The 15,934-nt window shown below is 33.5% G+C and carries 14 protein-coding genes; 12 read left to right on the top strand and 2 right to left on the bottom strand.

Annotated features, from left to right (window positions below; translation table 11 throughout):
* Positions 1-35: 35 nt before the first annotated feature.
* Positions 36-827, top strand: a complete 792-nt coding sequence (locus QZQ55_RS08145) for a histidinol-phosphatase HisJ family protein (protein ID WP_295092116.1) — start codon at positions 36-38, stop codon at positions 825-827.
* Positions 828-1,224: 397 nt separating this feature from the next.
* The gene (locus QZQ55_RS08150; protein ID WP_295092118.1) at positions 1,225-1,521 is read left to right on the top strand and encodes a PTS sugar transporter subunit IIB; all 297 of its coding nucleotides are present in this window, start codon (positions 1,225-1,227) and stop codon (positions 1,519-1,521) included.
* 52 nt (positions 1,522-1,573) lie between these two features.
* Here QZQ55_RS08150 and QZQ55_RS08155 read toward each other — a convergent pair whose 3' ends face one another.
* Positions 1,574-3,679, bottom strand: a complete 2,106-nt coding sequence (locus QZQ55_RS08155; protein ID WP_295092121.1) for a SulP family inorganic anion transporter — start codon at positions 3,677-3,679, stop codon at positions 1,574-1,576.
* A 186-nt stretch (positions 3,680-3,865) separates the two neighbouring features.
* On the opposite strand from QZQ55_RS08155, the gene serC reads away from it, so the two are divergent.
* The 3 genes from serC (at position 3,866) to QZQ55_RS08170 (ending at position 7,600) form a co-directional block, all read left to right on the top strand.
* Positions 3,866-4,951 carry a 3-phosphoserine/phosphohydroxythreonine transaminase gene (serC, locus tag QZQ55_RS08160; protein WP_295092124.1) on the top strand — a complete coding sequence of 362 codons (1,086 nt, stop codon included), beginning with the start codon at positions 3,866-3,868 and terminating at the stop codon, positions 4,949-4,951.
* A 1-nt stretch (position 4,952) separates the two neighbouring features.
* Positions 4,953-6,119 (top strand): phosphoglycerate dehydrogenase, encoded by a 1,167-nt coding sequence (locus QZQ55_RS08165; protein ID WP_295092127.1) that lies wholly within the window; start codon positions 4,953-4,955, stop codon positions 6,117-6,119.
* A gap of 80 nt (positions 6,120-6,199) precedes the next feature.
* Positions 6,200-7,600, top strand: coding sequence for a PTS sugar transporter subunit IIC (locus QZQ55_RS08170; protein ID WP_295092130.1), 1,401 nt, complete (start codon positions 6,200-6,202; stop codon positions 7,598-7,600).
* A gap of 667 nt (positions 7,601-8,267) precedes the next feature.
* On the opposite strand, the gene QZQ55_RS08175 is transcribed toward QZQ55_RS08170, so the two are convergent.
* A complete protein-coding gene (locus QZQ55_RS08175; protein ID WP_295092133.1) occupies positions 8,268-9,149 on the bottom strand; it encodes a YitT family protein in 882 nt (293 codons plus the stop codon).
* Positions 9,150-9,344: 195 nt separating this feature from the next.
* On the opposite strand from QZQ55_RS08175, the gene QZQ55_RS08180 reads away from it, so the two are divergent.
* Genes QZQ55_RS08180 through QZQ55_RS08210 form a run of 7 tightly spaced genes read left to right on the top strand, consistent with a single transcriptional unit; the run spans position 9,345 to position 15,845 of the window.
* Positions 9,345-10,181 (top strand): phosphate ABC transporter substrate-binding protein, encoded by an 837-nt coding sequence (locus tag QZQ55_RS08180; protein ID WP_295092136.1) that lies wholly within the window; start codon positions 9,345-9,347, stop codon positions 10,179-10,181.
* A complete protein-coding gene (gene pstC / locus QZQ55_RS08185) occupies positions 10,171-11,088 on the top strand; it encodes a phosphate ABC transporter permease subunit PstC (protein ID WP_295092139.1) in 918 nt (305 codons plus the stop codon). The genes QZQ55_RS08180 and pstC overlap by 11 nt, the downstream gene beginning before the upstream one ends.
* On the top strand, positions 11,081-12,004 hold the full coding sequence (gene pstA / locus QZQ55_RS08190) for a phosphate ABC transporter permease PstA (RefSeq protein WP_295092142.1): 924 nt from the start codon (positions 11,081-11,083) through the stop codon (positions 12,002-12,004). The genes pstC and pstA overlap by 8 nt, the downstream gene beginning before the upstream one ends.
* Before the next feature lie 14 nt (positions 12,005-12,018).
* Positions 12,019-12,771 (top strand): phosphate ABC transporter ATP-binding protein PstB, encoded by a 753-nt coding sequence (gene pstB / locus QZQ55_RS08195; RefSeq protein ID WP_295092144.1) that lies wholly within the window; start codon positions 12,019-12,021, stop codon positions 12,769-12,771.
* Between the two features lie 46 nt (positions 12,772-12,817).
* A complete protein-coding gene (phoU, locus tag QZQ55_RS08200) occupies positions 12,818-13,474 on the top strand; it encodes a phosphate signaling complex protein PhoU (protein WP_295092147.1) in 657 nt (218 codons plus the stop codon).
* Positions 13,475-13,488: 14 nt separating this feature from the next.
* Positions 13,489-14,166 carry a response regulator transcription factor gene (locus QZQ55_RS08205; RefSeq protein ID WP_295092149.1) on the top strand — a complete coding sequence of 226 codons (678 nt, stop codon included), beginning with the start codon at positions 13,489-13,491 and terminating at the stop codon, positions 14,164-14,166.
* Entirely contained in the window at positions 14,166-15,845 is a 1,680-nt protein-coding gene (locus QZQ55_RS08210) for an ATP-binding protein (RefSeq protein WP_295092152.1), read from the top strand. Before QZQ55_RS08205 ends, QZQ55_RS08210 begins: the two co-directional genes overlap by 1 nt.
* Positions 15,846-15,934: the final 89 nt, after the last annotated feature.

Consider the following 15,934-nt stretch of genomic DNA (forward strand, 5'->3'; position numbering starts at 1 on the left):
TATGTGTTATAATCCAAAAAAGGAAGGTGATATTTATGATAGATGGACATATGCATCTAGAATATGGGGATCTCTCAAAAGAATATGTACTACAGTTTGTGGAAAGTGCAGTAAAGAATGGTATGGATGAAATACAGATTCTTGATCACACACATCGTTTTAAGGAATTTAGACCTGTTTATGAAGGCGTAAGAAAAGCATCTCCTTATCAGGAAGAATGGTTAAACAATAAAGAAATGAAGTTTCATAATACTTTAGATGAATATTATGCTTTGATTAAAGAAATCAAGGCAATGGAACTTCCTATTAAGGTTTCTTTTGGTTTAGAGGTATGTTATGTACCTGAATATGAAGAAACAATTCGAGAAATATTAAAACCTTATCATTTTGATTTCTTAGTAGGGGCAATACATTCTATCGATGGTAAACTCTATGACATGAAATGGTCAGAAGAAATCTTATGGAACAAGTATCCTGTGGATAAAATCTATAAGAGATACTATGAATGTGTCTTCTCACTTGTAAAGTCTGATTTATTTACACAGCTTGCACATCCAGATACAATCAAAATGTTTGGCCATTATCCTACTTATGACTTACAGCCTACATATGATGAACTTGCTGAATTATTAAATGAACATCATATGAAAGCAGAAAACAATGTAGGATGTTACTATCGTTATCATACACCTGATATTGGCTTATCAGACCAATTATTACAGACTTTGAAAAAACATCATGTTCAGATGATTACTGCAAGTGATGCGCATCATCCAGAAGATGTAGGTCGTAATATAGCGGATGTCTGGGAAAAAACAATGAAGTAAGAGAAGATTGACAAATTTTTTTCATACAAAAGGAAATATGATGATTGAGTTTGATAAGTATTCTTCTAGTTCACGTGATTTCATAGAAATATATGGAGAGAAATATATAATGAAACACATAGGAAAGGAGAATAACTTAACCAATTAAAGTCATTAGGTATGATGAATGGTGAAAAAGTACTTGATGCTGCTTTGAAAATCATTAAAAAATATACAATTGTCAAACTCCTTAACAACGAAAGTGAAGACTGGGTCATCTTCACTTTTTTGATATATTTCTATCATAAAAGTACTTCAATAAAATATAAATATTGATAATTTTATACCTTAATTTGTATTGAATAGCTCAACAGAATTTAATAAATATATAATAAATTTAAAGGAAGGAGAGAGACTTATGAATAAAATCTTATTGGTATGTAATGCTGGTATGTCAACAAGTATGCTTGTATTGAAGATGGAAAAGGCAGCACAAAATAAAGGCATTGAAATGGAAGTAAAGGCTCTCCCAGTAACAGATGCAGAAAAAGAACTCAATGACTGGGATGTCATTATGTTAGGTCCACAAGTTCGTCATATGGAAAAGAGATTAAGAGAATTAACTTCTACACCAATTGAAGTTATCAATATGCGTGACTATGGAATGATGAACGGTGAAAAGGTATTAGATGCTGCTTTGAAAATCCTCGGATAATATTTGATAATTGTATTACTCCTTAATGTAAAAAGTGAAGATGAATTCATCCTCACTTTTTGTTTTTCTCTAGTCTTTCTAAATGTTTCTGATGGAGTTCTTTATAATGATTAAAAGCATGAGGGTTTAATTCCTGTAGCTTCTTTTCATATTTACTACGGTATTGTTTTAATACACGTAATGTTTCAGGATTCATGTCATATAACTTTTCTTCAATACGATCACGATATTGTTCAAGTCGTTCTTCTACATACTGCTCATTTTCATGAATCTTTTCCATGATTTCTGGAATATGCATTTCTAATCTTGATAAGAATTCATCTGCTTCAATTAAACCAATCTCACCAAAGTTTGTATGATTTTCAATATCCTTTAATAATTCGGGAGATAAGTCAGTTTTAGAATGAATCTTATCCAACATTTCCTGTGTCATCTTCTGTTTATACTTTTCAGCTTCATCTCCAAAAGCCCATTCTAATTCAGGCTGTATAAATGAGGTAGGAGATGTTTCTAGATCTTCTAATGGATAAGGAGGGACAAGCCCACAATCTAATAATGCCTGCTGCATTGTACGTCTCACATGACCACTTGTAATAATATCTATACCGCCATTTTCTCTTAATGCCTGATTAAGATGATCCATATGACGCGTTAGATAGAAATCTATATTTCTTTTCTTTAAATCATTATAGAAGATAATCAAACGATCAATCGCAGTAAAGTCAATATTACTAATACCAGAAGCATCTACAATAACTTGTTCAGTGTCCTCTTTAATTGCCTTTTCTATATCTTCCTGGAATTTATCAATATTTGCAAAGAAGAGATTTCCTGGGAAACGATAAATAATAGTATGTTTAATTGGTCTTGCATTCGCATTTTTCTCTAGGTTAAAGAAACCTGTCTGTCCAGGAATAACACCTAAGAAATGTGCTGGTGGAGTGACTGCCTTAATAACTACCGCAAGGAATGATAAGACAATACCAATCACTACACCATAAATAGTACCAAAGATAAGTACTCCACAACATGCTGCCATAAAGATATAGAACTCATTTCTACTTTCTTTAAATAAACGTTGACCTAACGCAAAGTGACAGGCACCAAGTAAGGCAGTAATCACAATCGCCGTTAAAATAGGAACAGGAAGATATTCAATAAACCCTGTACCAAATAATAGAAGAAGTGCCATAGTTGCAGCAGCTGATAAGCTCATCACCTGAGTCTTACATCCATACTGTCTTGCAAGACCAGTTCTAGAAACAGAACCATTTGTCGGACAGCATCCTACAAGTGAAGTAGCTAGTTCAGCCATACCATAGGCAAATATTTCTTTGTTTCCATCTAATTTATAGCCATCCTTCATTGCATTACCCTGTGCAGATAATAAAGTCTGTGCGAGTACAACTATCGCAATAGATAATGTAGTAAAGAATAAAGCAGAAATATCTACATGAGCCACAGAAGGAATCATAAACTTGGGTAAACCTGGATCAACATGAGGTAATAACTTCACTCCATATTTTTCTAAAGGGAATAGGGCAGTCAATAAAGCCCCTATAAACATCATAAGAATAGGCATAGGAATCTTTTTATTTATTCTTTTTACAACAAGAATAATGACAAGGGTACTAATACCTAATACAAAAGATAAACCATTAAAGAGTGGTAACTCTTTAATGATATGATTGACTAGTTCAAATATTTCACCTGTACCTGTTGATCCACCAAATAATTTAGGAACAAGCATCATAATAATAGATAAACAGATACCCGTTACAAATCCACCCATGACAGGTGTAGAAATATACTTAACTGCACGTCCTGCTTTAATGAATGAAAAGAAGATCAGCCATAAAGCTACCATCAATGCTATAACAGGTACGACCTGCATTGCTTCCTTTGTCCCGGCAGTAATACCAAGAGTTGCAAGAGCACTTCCAGTTAAGGCTGCAGGGGCTGCATCTACACCATAGACAAAATCATGACTCGTAGTAAATAAACTAAATACGAGAATAGGAACTAAAGAACCATATAAACCATAGAACATTGGTAGACCTGCTACCTGAGCATATCCCATTGATATAGGAATAGATATAAAAGCAACAATAATACCTGCAAATACATCATGGATTGTCGCATTCTTAAATTTCTCCATAAGCCACCTCTTTCTTAATTCTAATTATAATGATTTATCGCAATGAGTCTATCTCTATCAAAACGCATCTGCATTGTATACAATCTACAATAATTTTTAATAAATTTGTGTATTTTAATAATATCAGTGGACAAATTTGTATTAAACTAATATAATGCATTTAAATTAACAAGGAGGAAATCGAAAATGACAGATAAGAGAGTTTATAATTTTTCTGCAGGACCATCTCAGTTACCTGTAGAGGTATTAAAGGAAGCAGCTGATCAGATGCTGAATTATAAAGGCTCAGGAATGAGCGTAATGGAGATGAGTCATCGTTCCTCAACATACCAAAAGATTTTTGATGATACAAAAGCAACTTTAAAGAAAGTTTTAAATATTCCAGATAACTATAAGATTTTATTATTACAAGGTGGGGCAACACAGGAATTTACAAACATTGCCTTAAATCTTATGGTAAATGGTAAATCAGATTATATTGTTACAGGAAGCTTCTCTGGCAAAGCTGCAAAAGAAGCTGCTAAGTTTGGGGATGTTCATATTGCCTACAACGGTAAGGACAACGATTTTACAGAAATTCCAACACAGGATCAGTTAGATATTCGTGAAGGTGTTGATTATGTACATCTTTGTAACAACAACACAATCTATGGTACAGAATGGAATTACGTACCAGATACAAAGGGCGCACCCCTTGTTGTAGATATGTCTTCAGATATCTTATCAAGACCTGTAGATGTTTCTAAATATGGTGTTATTTATGCCGGTGCACAAAAGAATATGGGTATTGCCGGACTTGGTGTTGTGATTATTAGAGAAGATCTTGTAAAACCACATCCAGCCAATATTCCAGTTCTTTCTGAATTAGATACAATGTTAGAAAAGGATTCTATGTATAACACACCACCATGCTGGGCTATTTATATGTTAGGTCTCGTAGTGAAATGGATTGATGAACAGGGTGGACTAGAAGTGATGAAGGAAAAGAATGAAAAGAAAGCAAAACTTCTTTATGACTACTTAGATCAGTCTGATTTCTATAAACCACATGCAAAGAAAGATGCACGTTCTAATATGAATGTAACTTTCACAACACCATCTAAAGAATTAGATGCTGAATTTGTAAAGGAATCTATTGCAGCAGGTATGACAAACTTAAAAGGACATCGTAGTGTAGGTGGTATTAGAGCATCTATCTACAATGCAATGCCATATGAAGGTGTAGAATATTTAGTTAATTTCATGAAAGAATTCGAGGGGAAACATAATTAATATGTATAAGATTAAAACTTTAAATAAGATTTCTGAACAGGGCTTAGAAATCTTTGATGATAATTATGAAGTCGGTGATGACTTAGAACATGAAGATGGGATTTTAGTCAGATCAGCTAAATTACATGACTATGATTTTCCAACTGAATTAAAGGCTATCGCAAGAGCTGGTGCAGGTGTCAACAATATTCCTGTAGATGCATGTACTGAAAAAGGAATCTGTGTATTTAATACACCAGGGGCTAATGCGAATGCGGTTAAAGAATTAGTATTATGTGCTTTAATCTTAAGTTCAAGACAGGTGATTCCTGGTATTGAATGGGTAAAGACATTACCGGCTGATGATTTTGGAAAAGCTGTAGAAAAAGGTAAGAGCCAGTTTGTTGGTCCTGAAATTGATGGTAAGAAGCTTGGGGTTATTGGTTTAGGTGCAATTGGTGTGAATGTAGCCAATGCAGCTGTTAAGTTAGGCATGGAAGTTTATGGTTATGATCCATTTATCAGTGTCAATGCAGCGTGGAAATTATCTAAATGGGTTCATAAAGCAGCTACTGTAGAAGAATTATTCAAGGAATGTGACTATATTACTATCCATGTACCAGCAACTCCTGATACAAAGAATATGATCAACAAGAAGTCACTTGCAATGATGAAAGATGATGTACGTATCCTCAACTTTGCACGTGATACATTGGTCAATACAGAAGATATTATCAAGGCATTAAAATCAGGAAAAGTGGCACGTTATATTACAGACTTTGGTTCTAAAGAACTTGTAGAAACTGAAAATACAGTTGTATTACCACACTTAGGTGCTTCTACTCCAGAATCAGAAGATAACTGTGCAACTATGGCTGTAAAAGAAATGATGGATTACTTAGAAAATGGTAATATTCAGAACTCTGTTAACTTACCTACAGTTGTAGAACCACGTACAACAACATATCGTGTATGTATTATTCATAAGAATATTCCTAACATGTTAGCTGTATTTGCGAACGCGTTTGCGAAAAAGAGCATGAACATTGAAAACATGGTCAATAAAGCACGTGGCGAATATGCATATACTGTCATTGATACAAATGATTTATCAGAAGATATCACTAAAGTGATTGAAAATCACGAAGGTGTTATTAAAGCAAGAATTATTGCGAAGATTGTTTTCTAAATCCTTCTTTTGAATAGTCCATCTAGTGATGGACTTTTTCTTTTGAAAAATGTAATATGGGAGTGCGAAGGGGTGATGGGATGAATAAATTACTAGATGTTTTATCCTGGGTGGCACTAAGATGCTCTCAGAATAAATATTTAAATGCGATTAAAAATACGTTTCAGAATTATATGCCAATATCTCTAGCAGGTGCTGTTGGCATGCTTTGGACAAATGTATTAGTGAATGAAAATGGTGGATTAGGTGCTATTTTTCCACTTATTATGGATTTAAAGTTTTTTAGTCCGATCTTTGAAGCATTAAACTATGCATCAATTTCATGTATGTCTATTGTGATTGTTTTATTACTATCTAGTGAAATTGCACAGGCGAATGGAGATAAAGATATTTATCCTGTTATTGTTAGCTTTTTAAGCTGGCTGATTGTTACACCACATACAATAGATGGTTTACATATCAATGTGCTACTACATACAAGTGGCGGAGCTATTATTGAGACAAAACTATCCACCTTTGTACATATACCACATTCTGTGGGAGTAAGTTTAAGTGATTTTACAGCACAGGGATTGGGTACGCTTTATACATCTTCAACAGGTCTTTTTACCGCAATGTTTGTTGCGATTATTGCGACTGAACTCTATCATCTATTAAGAAACTGTGACTGTCTCTTAATTAAGCTTCCTAGCCAGGTTTCTACGAATCAGGTATTATCATTCATGAATATCGTACCAACCTTCCTGACACTTTTAATTATGAGTTCTATCTCTTATCTTAGTATTATAAGTACAGGACATACAATTAATACAAATATATATAATCTTGTGCAGCTCCCATTACAACTTTTGACAGGGGATAATCTGATTGCAGTACTTGTATTATATTTTATTATCTCATTATTCTGGATAGTAGGATTCCATGGTAAGAATTTGCTGTCACCACTCATTGAATCATTCTATCGACCATTACTTTATATTAATATGGCTGCTTATAATGCAGGATTAAGAGGTAAAGACATTCCTTATATATTGAATACTTCGATGTTTCAGATGTTCGCGGATATTGGAGGATCAGGGGCAACTCTAGGCTTAGTTTTATATATACTTCTCTTCTCTAAGAGAGGTGATAATAGATTGATTGCGAATATCTCTTTATTCCCAAGTTTAATGAATATCAATGAAACAGTGATCTTTGGTATGCCTATTGTTTTTAATCCACTTCTAGATATACCATTTATTCTCACGCCACTTGTGACTTTGACAGTAGGTTATTTCCTTATTTCAATAGGATTCTGTCCTCGTATTGTGATAGAAATACCTTGGGTTATGCCACCTATTTTACTAGGTTTCTTAGTCACTGGAGGAAGTATCTATGGGGCAATATCACATCTCATATGTATATGTATCTCATTACTTGTATATGCTCCATTTATCTATATATATGAGAGAAAACAGAAGAAAGAAGAATATATCTACTAAAGTTACAAAAAAAGTGGATTTTATGCAGATAAATTCGCTTTTTTTGTAACAATCACACAACATCCTTAAGACCACTTGTTTAATGATATTATAGGTTTATTATAAAGGTGCAAAAAGAAAATGAATTTTTGCTTCCTAAATCGTCATGAGATGTCCAGCTCATGACATTTTTTTATTATTATCATTGATAAAATACAGATATGGTGATAATATATTATCATCTTAAGACTAAGGTCTTAAGATAGGAAAATCTAGTTATACATATCGTGGGGTGTAGGGACCTCATGATCTTGTGCAGATATGTCTGCATCTCCTGTACATTCTTATTCGGGTGCGAGGATAAGAATGATCACTGCTCGTAAGAGTATTGCTAATAATTAAATCCCTTATTGAACATGGATATAAAGTGAGTAATTAATGAAACCCTCATACTTTTAACTCATTATAACTTTGATTTTCCTAGGAACGCTGATCCTTTTAATCATTAGGGCATTGATTGAAAAACAGCCACTGCATTTATATTTCATCCATATCAAGCCAAAAGAATATTTATGTAGTGCATGATCCTCCTTATGGAGGATTTTTTTTACACAAATTTTAGAAACTCTTTATTCGATGATAACCATACATAATCTATACATTAAAAAAACCTGGAATAAAATCCAGGTTAATCAATAGGTTCCTGATAGAACCTACCTTTTACAGCACTTGTTTTTACAATATTAACGAAAGCCTGTTTATCAATACTTTTGATGATTTCATATACATCATTCACTTCTGCAGCACTGACTACTGTATAAAGCATAACACGATCTTCATGTGTATGAGATCCTTCACCAGTAAAACGAGTCATACCGTGATGTGTCTTAATAAGTAATTCTCTTTCTAATTCATCTGCTTTATTAGATATGATGAATAATGTCATCTGCTGATCTGATTTATGGAAAGTATCTATTGCCTGAGTAGATACGAACTGGAAGACAATAGAGTAAAGAGATGCTTCAAATCCAAATAACATTCCTGAAATTAATAATAGAATAATATTAAATCCAAGGATGATATTCCAAGAAGAGATATTCCACTTACGATGAATATAGACCGCAATAAAGTCTGTTCCACCAGAACTTGCTTTACCATATAAGGCAATAGAGATAGCTAAACCATTTAATAGACCACCAAATAAAGCAATGAGTAATGGATCTGTTGTCACCTTATAAGAAGGAATTAAATCAACTAAGAATGAGTTCAAAACAATCATTAATACACTATAACCAGTAAAACGTTTTGAAATCAGCTTAAAACCAATAATTGCGGGAATCGCATTTAATGAAATATTCAGTACAGAATAAGGTATAGAAATATTAGCAAACTTTAACATTATTCTCTGTATTAACAGAGTCATACCTGTAATACCACCAGGTACTAACTCGCCAGCACGTACAAATGTCTTAATATTAAATGCCATCAAACATGATGCAACAATAACGCAGGCAAACGATTTGAGGGCTTTTACAGATCGTTTCTGCTTTATTTCCTTTTCATATAACATAAATTTAACATTCGCCTCCTAAAATGTGACCAAATTGTACTATTGTTTAAACAATAAAACAACCGTATTTTTGTAAAAAGTAAAAAATCACTTTTACACAATCTTAAGATAATACATACACAAATATGATTTTTTTGTTAAGGAGAAAAAACTATGATGTATGTGTCTTAAGAAGACGGGAGGAAAAAAGTAAATATGAAAAAAATATTAACGCTTGTACTTACATGTGTACTAGCATTCTCACTTGCTGGTTGTGGAGGAACTAAAGATTCTTCATCAAGCAACATAGCAGATCTATCAGGAAAAATATCACTTGATGGTTCTACATCAATGGAAAAATTCGTTACTGCTTTAGGTGAATCATTTAAACAGAAAAATCCTAATGTAACAGTTGAAGCACAGTTTACAGGTTCATCTGCTGGAATCTCTTCAGTATTAAATGGTAAAGCTGACATCGGTGATTCATCAAGAGCATTAACTGATGAAGAAAAGAGCCAGGGTCTTGAAGAAAACATTGTCGCAATTGATGGTATCGCAGTTGCAGTTAACAAAGATAATACTGTTAAGAATGTAACTAAAGAACAGTTAACTAAGATCTATACTGGTGAAATCACTAACTGGAAAGAACTTGGTGGTAAAGATGAAAAGATCGTTGTAATTGGTAGAGAAGCTGCTTCTGGTACAAGAGGTGCATTTGAAGAATTACTAGATGTTAAAGATAAATGTCAGTATGCACAGGAATTAGATAATACTGGTGCAGTAGTTGCTAAGTGTGCTTCTATTGAAGGTGCTATTGGTTATGTATCACTAGATGCAGTTGATAAATCAATCAACACATTACAGTTGGAAGGTGTTGATTGTACAGTTAAGAACATTAAAGCTGGTAAATATGCTTTACAGAGACCATTCGTAATGGCTACTAAAGGTAAAATCGAAAAACAGTCTAAATTAGTTCAGGCATTATTCAATTATATTGATAGTGATGAAGGGCAGGCTATCATTAAAAAAGTAGGTTTAATCAGTGCTAAATAGCATTGTCGGTACCAATAAAAGTAGACAAGCATCAGAAAAGGCAGCCGCATTAATCGTTAGTGTATGTGCTGCTTTTTCAATAGTTGCAGTCGTCGCTATTACTGCCTACATGATCTATAGCGGCACACCTGCACTTGCTAAGGTTGGTATTGGAAATATCTTATTTAAAACAGAATGGGTTCCTTCTCAAGGAAAGTTCGGTATTCTTTACATTATCTTAACTTCTATTGTTGGTACTTTACTTGCAGTCTTAATCGCAATCCCTGTTGGTTTATTTACCGCAGCTGCATTAAGTGAAATGGTCACTGGTACTCCAAAGAAGATTATGAAAGCAGCTATTGAATTATTAGCTGGTATTCCATCAGTTGTTTATGGGTTACTTGGTATCTTGATCATTAACCCACAGATGTATAAGTTAGAAAAGTTTTTTTATCATACATCTCATTCACATCAGTTCACTGGTGGGGCTAACTTAATTGCTGCAATTATTGTATTAGTTATCATGATCTTACCAACATTAATCAATGTCTCTGAAACAGCTCTAGAAACTGTTCCAAATCATTTGAGATTAAGTTCTTATGCACTTGGTGCAACTAAGATTCAGACAATCTTTAAAGTAGTTATTCCGGCTGCTAAGAATGGGATCATGAGTGCTATTGTATTAGGTGTTGGGCGTGCTATTGGTGAAGCAATGGCAATCTTACTTGTTGCTGGTAATGCTGTTAATTTACCAGCACCATTCAATTCAGTACGTTTCTTAACAACAGCTATCGTATCTGAAATGTCTTACTCAAGTGGTGTACATAGACAAGTATTATTTACAATCGGTTTAGTATTATTCGTCTTCATTATGATTATCAATATTGTATTAATGAAGATTCTAAAGAAGGGTGAAGAAAATGGATAAAGCAGATTCTAAAAAAGTATCAGCTACATCTCCATTAAAGGAAGTGAACGCTGTGGATAGAACGTTATATCATAAAAAGAAAAGAATAGGAGACACTATACTACGTGGACTTATTTATCTATGTGCCGGTTTCTCTAGTATCTTAATTCTTGTCATTATTGGTTATGTATTCTCAAAAGCCATTCCCCATTTCCATTTCAAGAATTTAATTGAACCAATGAGTCAGTTAATGAACCCTGAAGGTTTATTAGGTAACATCATCAATACTCTTTATATTGTAGTAGGTACTCTATTATTTGCTTGCCCAATTGGTATTGGTGCTGCTATTTACTTAAATGAGTATGCAAAGAATAAGAAGTTTGTTGCAGCTGTCTCATTTACAACAGAAGTATTATCAGGTATTCCATCTATTATCTTTGGATTGTTTGGTATGATCTTCTTTGGTGAAATGCTTCATTTAGGATATTCAGTTATAAATGGTTGTTTCACTTTAACTATTCTTATCTTACCGATTATTATTAGAAACACTCAGGTTGCCTTAGAATCAGTCCCTTCTTCATATCGTGAAGCAGCATTAGGTATTGGTTCAACTAAGTGGTATATGATTCGTACTGTGATTCTTCCAAGTGCAATGCCTGGTATCTTAACTGGTGTGATTCTTGGTATGGGTCGTATAGTGGCTGAATCAGCTGCCTTATTATTTACAGCAGGTAGTGGCTACTTCATGCCAAGAGGATTCTTTACACACTTAATGGAAAGTGGTGGAACACTCACTATCCAGCTTTATATGGCAATGAGTAATGCTGAATATGTACAGGCCTTTGTGATTGCGATGATCTTGATTATTCTTGTGTTAATCATGAACTTTATCGCTAAATGGCTCTCTAGTAGATTTAATGTAGAAAAAGCAAAATAATGAGGTAAATATATATGAATAAAATGGAAATTAAGAATTTAAACTTATGGTATGGTGAAAAGCATGCCTTAAAGGATGCAAGTCTAGATATCCCAGAACATAAGATCACAGCATTCATCGGTCCTTCTGGATGTGGTAAATCTACATTCCTTAAAACATTAAACCGTATGCAGGACTATGTAAAAGGTGTAAAGATTACTGGTCAGGTGACACTAGATGGTGAAGACATCTTTGATCCTAGAGTAGATACGACTTTATTAAGAAAGAAAGTAGGTATGGTATTCCAGCAGCCAAACCCATTCCCAATGAGTATCTTTGATAACATTGCCTATGGACCTAGAATTCATGGTATTAAGAATCATGCTGAATTAGAAAAGATTGTTATTAGATCATTAAAGCAGGCGGCTTTATATGATGAAATTGCAGATTGTTTAGATACGAGTGCATTAGGTTTATCTGGTGGTCAGCAGCAGAGATTATGTATTGCGAGATGTTTAGCTGTAAATCCAGATGTTATCTTATTAGATGAACCTACAAGTGCCTTAGATCCAATCTCTACATCTAAGATTGAAGACTTATTAATGGATCTTAAGAAAGACTATACAATTGTGATTGTGACACATAATATGCAGCAGGCTTCACGTATTGCAGACAATACAGCATTCTTCTTACAGGGTGAAATCATTGAAACTGGTGATACAGAAAAGATCTTCTCATTCCCTCAGGATAAGAGAACAGAAGATTATATCACTGGTAGATTCGGTTAATATTTAATAATCTAAATCAATATATTATAATGAAGGGGTAAATATTATGAGAAGTCGTTTTGATAGAGAACTAGATACGCTTAATGTAGATCTTCAAAAGATGAGTGGTCTTGTAGAAAATGCGTTAGAAAACACTATTGCTGCATTTAAAAACAAGAACACTAAGCTTGCTAAAGAAGTGATGGAAAATGATCGTATGATCAATGATATGGAACGTTCTATTGAGTCTATTTGTTTTAAGTTAATGTTAAGACAGCAGCCAGTGGCAAGAGATTTACGTATTGTAACTACTGCATTAAAGATTGTGACTGATCTAGAAAGAATTGGTGACCAGTGTTCTGATATTTGTGAAATTATCTTAGATTTGTCTGGTGATCATATTTATAGAACAGTAGAACATATTCCAGATATGTTAAAGACTGCAAAAGAAATGGTGCATAAGTCTATTGAAGCCTTTGTAGAAGGTGATGTAGATAAAGCCCATAACATTTCTAGAATGGATGATGATATTGATGCATTATTCTTAGATATTAAGAATGAAATCATTCAGATTATAAAGGAAAATAGTGAAAATGCGGATGACTGTTTAGATTACTTCATGATTGCGAAATATCTAGAAAGAATTGGTGATCATGCATCTAATATTTGTGAATGGTTAGATTTCATGGAAACAGGATCTATCAACCAGCAGCGTATTATTTAAGGGGGATATAACCAATGAGCGAACGTATATATGTAATAGAAGATGATGAGAATATTCAGGAAATTATTAAGTTATCTCTTGAATCAAGTGGGTATTCAATTACCCTATTTAATAATGCGATAGATGCAATTGTCGCAATTCATGAAGATACACCTGATCTTGCAATATTTGATGTCATGTTACCAGAATTAGATGGTATTTCAGCTATTAAGCAGATAAGAAAGACCAATACTACTTTACCTATCTTAATTCTATCCGCAAAGGATCGTGAAATAGATAAGGTAAGAGGATTAGATTCAGGTTGTGATGATTATATGACGAAACCATTTGGAGTGCTGGAACTTGCTGCACGTGTTCGCTCATTACTTAGAAGAAGCCAGCATCATTCAAAGGTTATTAAAACTACATCTTTAGAAATTGATAAGTCTAAACATAATATTTTAAAGCAGGGTGAAAAACTTGAATTAACTCATAAAGAGTATCAGTTATTACTCTATTTAGTAGAAAATAAAGAACGTGTTGTAGAAAGAGAAGAACTCTTAAATAATATCTGGGGTTATGATTTTGTAGGCGAATCGAGAGCCCTAGATGTTCATATTCGTTCTTTACGTGCAAAACTTGGTGATGATGGGCATCATTATATTAAGACAATCAGAAGTGTAGGTTATCGTTTTATTGAGGACGGTCAATAATGAGACAATCTATATTGAGATATTTCATCTCATTATTATTAGTATCTCTATGTATCTGTAGTGCAACGAGTATATTTATTATTTCTGGCTCAATGAAAGAGGATTCTGAAAGAAAAATGATGTATTCTGTAAAACTTATAGAATATAATCTAGACTACTCTAAGGATCTCAATACACAGATAGAAACACTTAATCCACTTGCTTTCTCTGATGACACAAGAATATCTGTCATAGATGAAAAAGGTAAAGTTCTTGCAGATACATATAAGAATGACATCTCCTCTAATCATTTGAAAAGAGAAGAAGTACAACAGGCACTTCATTCTTCAAATCATGAAGGTTATGCAATGAGACGTTCTGAGACAACTAATCAGACACTTCTCTATGCTGCTTATTATAAAGATAACCACATTATAAGATTGTCCATCCCTTATTCAGGTTTATGGGGTTATTTCCCAGAACTTGCTCCTGCATTTGTGATTTCTATACTGATCAGTATATTATTTTCATACATAGTTGCACGTAAACTCTCTAAGAGAGTCACTCAACCTTTGACAGAAATCAGTGAGTCTCTTAATAACATGACTGAAGATTATCGTTTTGAACTCCCAACAACAGATTATGAAGAATTCACGCCTATTATTGATACATTAGAGAATCTTTCTCATCGATTAAGAAAATCTATGAGAGAGACCAGATTTGAACAAGATAAGATCAATGCGATATTAAGAAAGATGGAGGAAGGCTTTATCTTACTTGATGAGAATGGCATGATCTTAAGTGTCAATGATAGTGCTATAAAGATTCTCGGACCTTTAAAAGAGAAGGACAACTTAGTTGCTCATATCTCTTATCCAAATCTTATAAATGCGTTAAATAGTGCATCTAAAAAACAACGTATAGAATTAAAGATTCATGATTTTGATTACCAATGTGCAATCTCCCGCCTTCCATTTGGTACAGCACTCTTCTTTGTAGATATTACTGCAATGAAGAACTCACAAAAGATGAGAGAAGAATTCTTCTCTAGTGTATCTCATGAATTAAAAACACCTATTACAGCTATTAGAGGTTATAGTGAATTATTATCACAAGGATTCATCAATGATGAAAATCAGAAAAAGATGATGCTCTCTAAGATTCAAACTGAAGTGACTAATATGTCTTCTTTAATTAATGATATCTTGATGTTATCTAGATTAGATAGTGATGATTTGATTGTAGAAAAAGTTCCTGTTAAGATGCAGGCATTAATGAAGGACATCTCACAAGATTATGAAGGTTTATTATTGAAATACAATGTAGAGCTTCATACAGATGTTGAGCCTATTACTTATATTGGAAATGGATCTCAAATAGAAACATTGATTTCTAATCTTGTAAGTAACGCTATTAAGTACAACAAAGAAGATGGTCATGTTTATGTTCATATTTATAGTAAAGAAGATAATATGGTCATTGAAGTCAGGGATACAGGTATTGGTATACCACTTGCAGACCAAGGACGTGTCTTTGAAAGATTCTATCGTGTTGATAAGGGACGTAGTAGAATTAAAGGTGGTACAGGATTAGGTCTTGCCATTGTTAAGCATATTGTTTCTTATAATAAAGGAATAGTGAAATTACATAGTCAATTAGGAGAAGGTACTTGTATTACGATTACTCTTCCTAATAAATGAACCTTTAATTTTTAAGGGGGGGTCAATAGAAAACTCGCTTTAAATTATTGGGGGTTTCCACTTGTAAAGGGCAGTCAGAAATGACTGCC

Origin of the sequence: uncultured Catenibacterium sp., from assembly GCF_900540665.1 — a bacterium.
GTDB lineage: Bacteria > Bacillota_I > Bacilli_A > Erysipelotrichales > Coprobacillaceae > Catenibacterium.

Excerpts from the sequence above, each read along its gene's own strand:
- QZQ55_RS08170 (WP_295092130.1), top strand. The coding sequence starts at position 6,200 with ATGAATAAATTACTAGATGTTTTATCCTGGGTGGCACTAAGATGCTCT.
- QZQ55_RS08205 (WP_295092149.1), top strand. The coding sequence starts at position 13,489 with ATGAGCGAACGTATATATGTAATAGAAGATGATGAGAATATTCAGGAA.
- QZQ55_RS08180 (WP_295092136.1), top strand. The coding sequence starts at position 9,345 with ATGAAAAAAATATTAACGCTTGTACTTACATGTGTACTAGCATTCTCA.
- pstB (WP_295092144.1), top strand. The coding sequence starts at position 12,019 with ATGAATAAAATGGAAATTAAGAATTTAAACTTATGGTATGGTGAAAAG.
- serC (WP_295092124.1), top strand. The coding sequence starts at position 3,866 with ATGACAGATAAGAGAGTTTATAATTTTTCTGCAGGACCATCTCAGTTA.
- QZQ55_RS08175 (WP_295092133.1), bottom strand. The coding sequence starts at position 9,149 with ATGTTATATGAAAAGGAAATAAAGCAGAAACGATCTGTAAAAGCCCTC.
- phoU (WP_295092147.1), top strand. The coding sequence starts at position 12,818 with ATGAGAAGTCGTTTTGATAGAGAACTAGATACGCTTAATGTAGATCTT.
- QZQ55_RS08150 (WP_295092118.1), top strand. The coding sequence starts at position 1,225 with ATGAATAAAATCTTATTGGTATGTAATGCTGGTATGTCAACAAGTATG.
- pstA (WP_295092142.1), top strand. The coding sequence starts at position 11,081 with ATGGATAAAGCAGATTCTAAAAAAGTATCAGCTACATCTCCATTAAAG.
- QZQ55_RS08145 (WP_295092116.1), top strand. The coding sequence starts at position 36 with ATGATAGATGGACATATGCATCTAGAATATGGGGATCTCTCAAAAGAA.
- QZQ55_RS08165 (WP_295092127.1), top strand. The coding sequence starts at position 4,953 with ATGTATAAGATTAAAACTTTAAATAAGATTTCTGAACAGGGCTTAGAA.
- QZQ55_RS08210 (WP_295092152.1), top strand. The coding sequence starts at position 14,166 with ATGAGACAATCTATATTGAGATATTTCATCTCATTATTATTAGTATCT.
- QZQ55_RS08155 (WP_295092121.1), bottom strand. The coding sequence starts at position 3,679 with ATGGAGAAATTTAAGAATGCGACAATCCATGATGTATTTGCAGGTATT.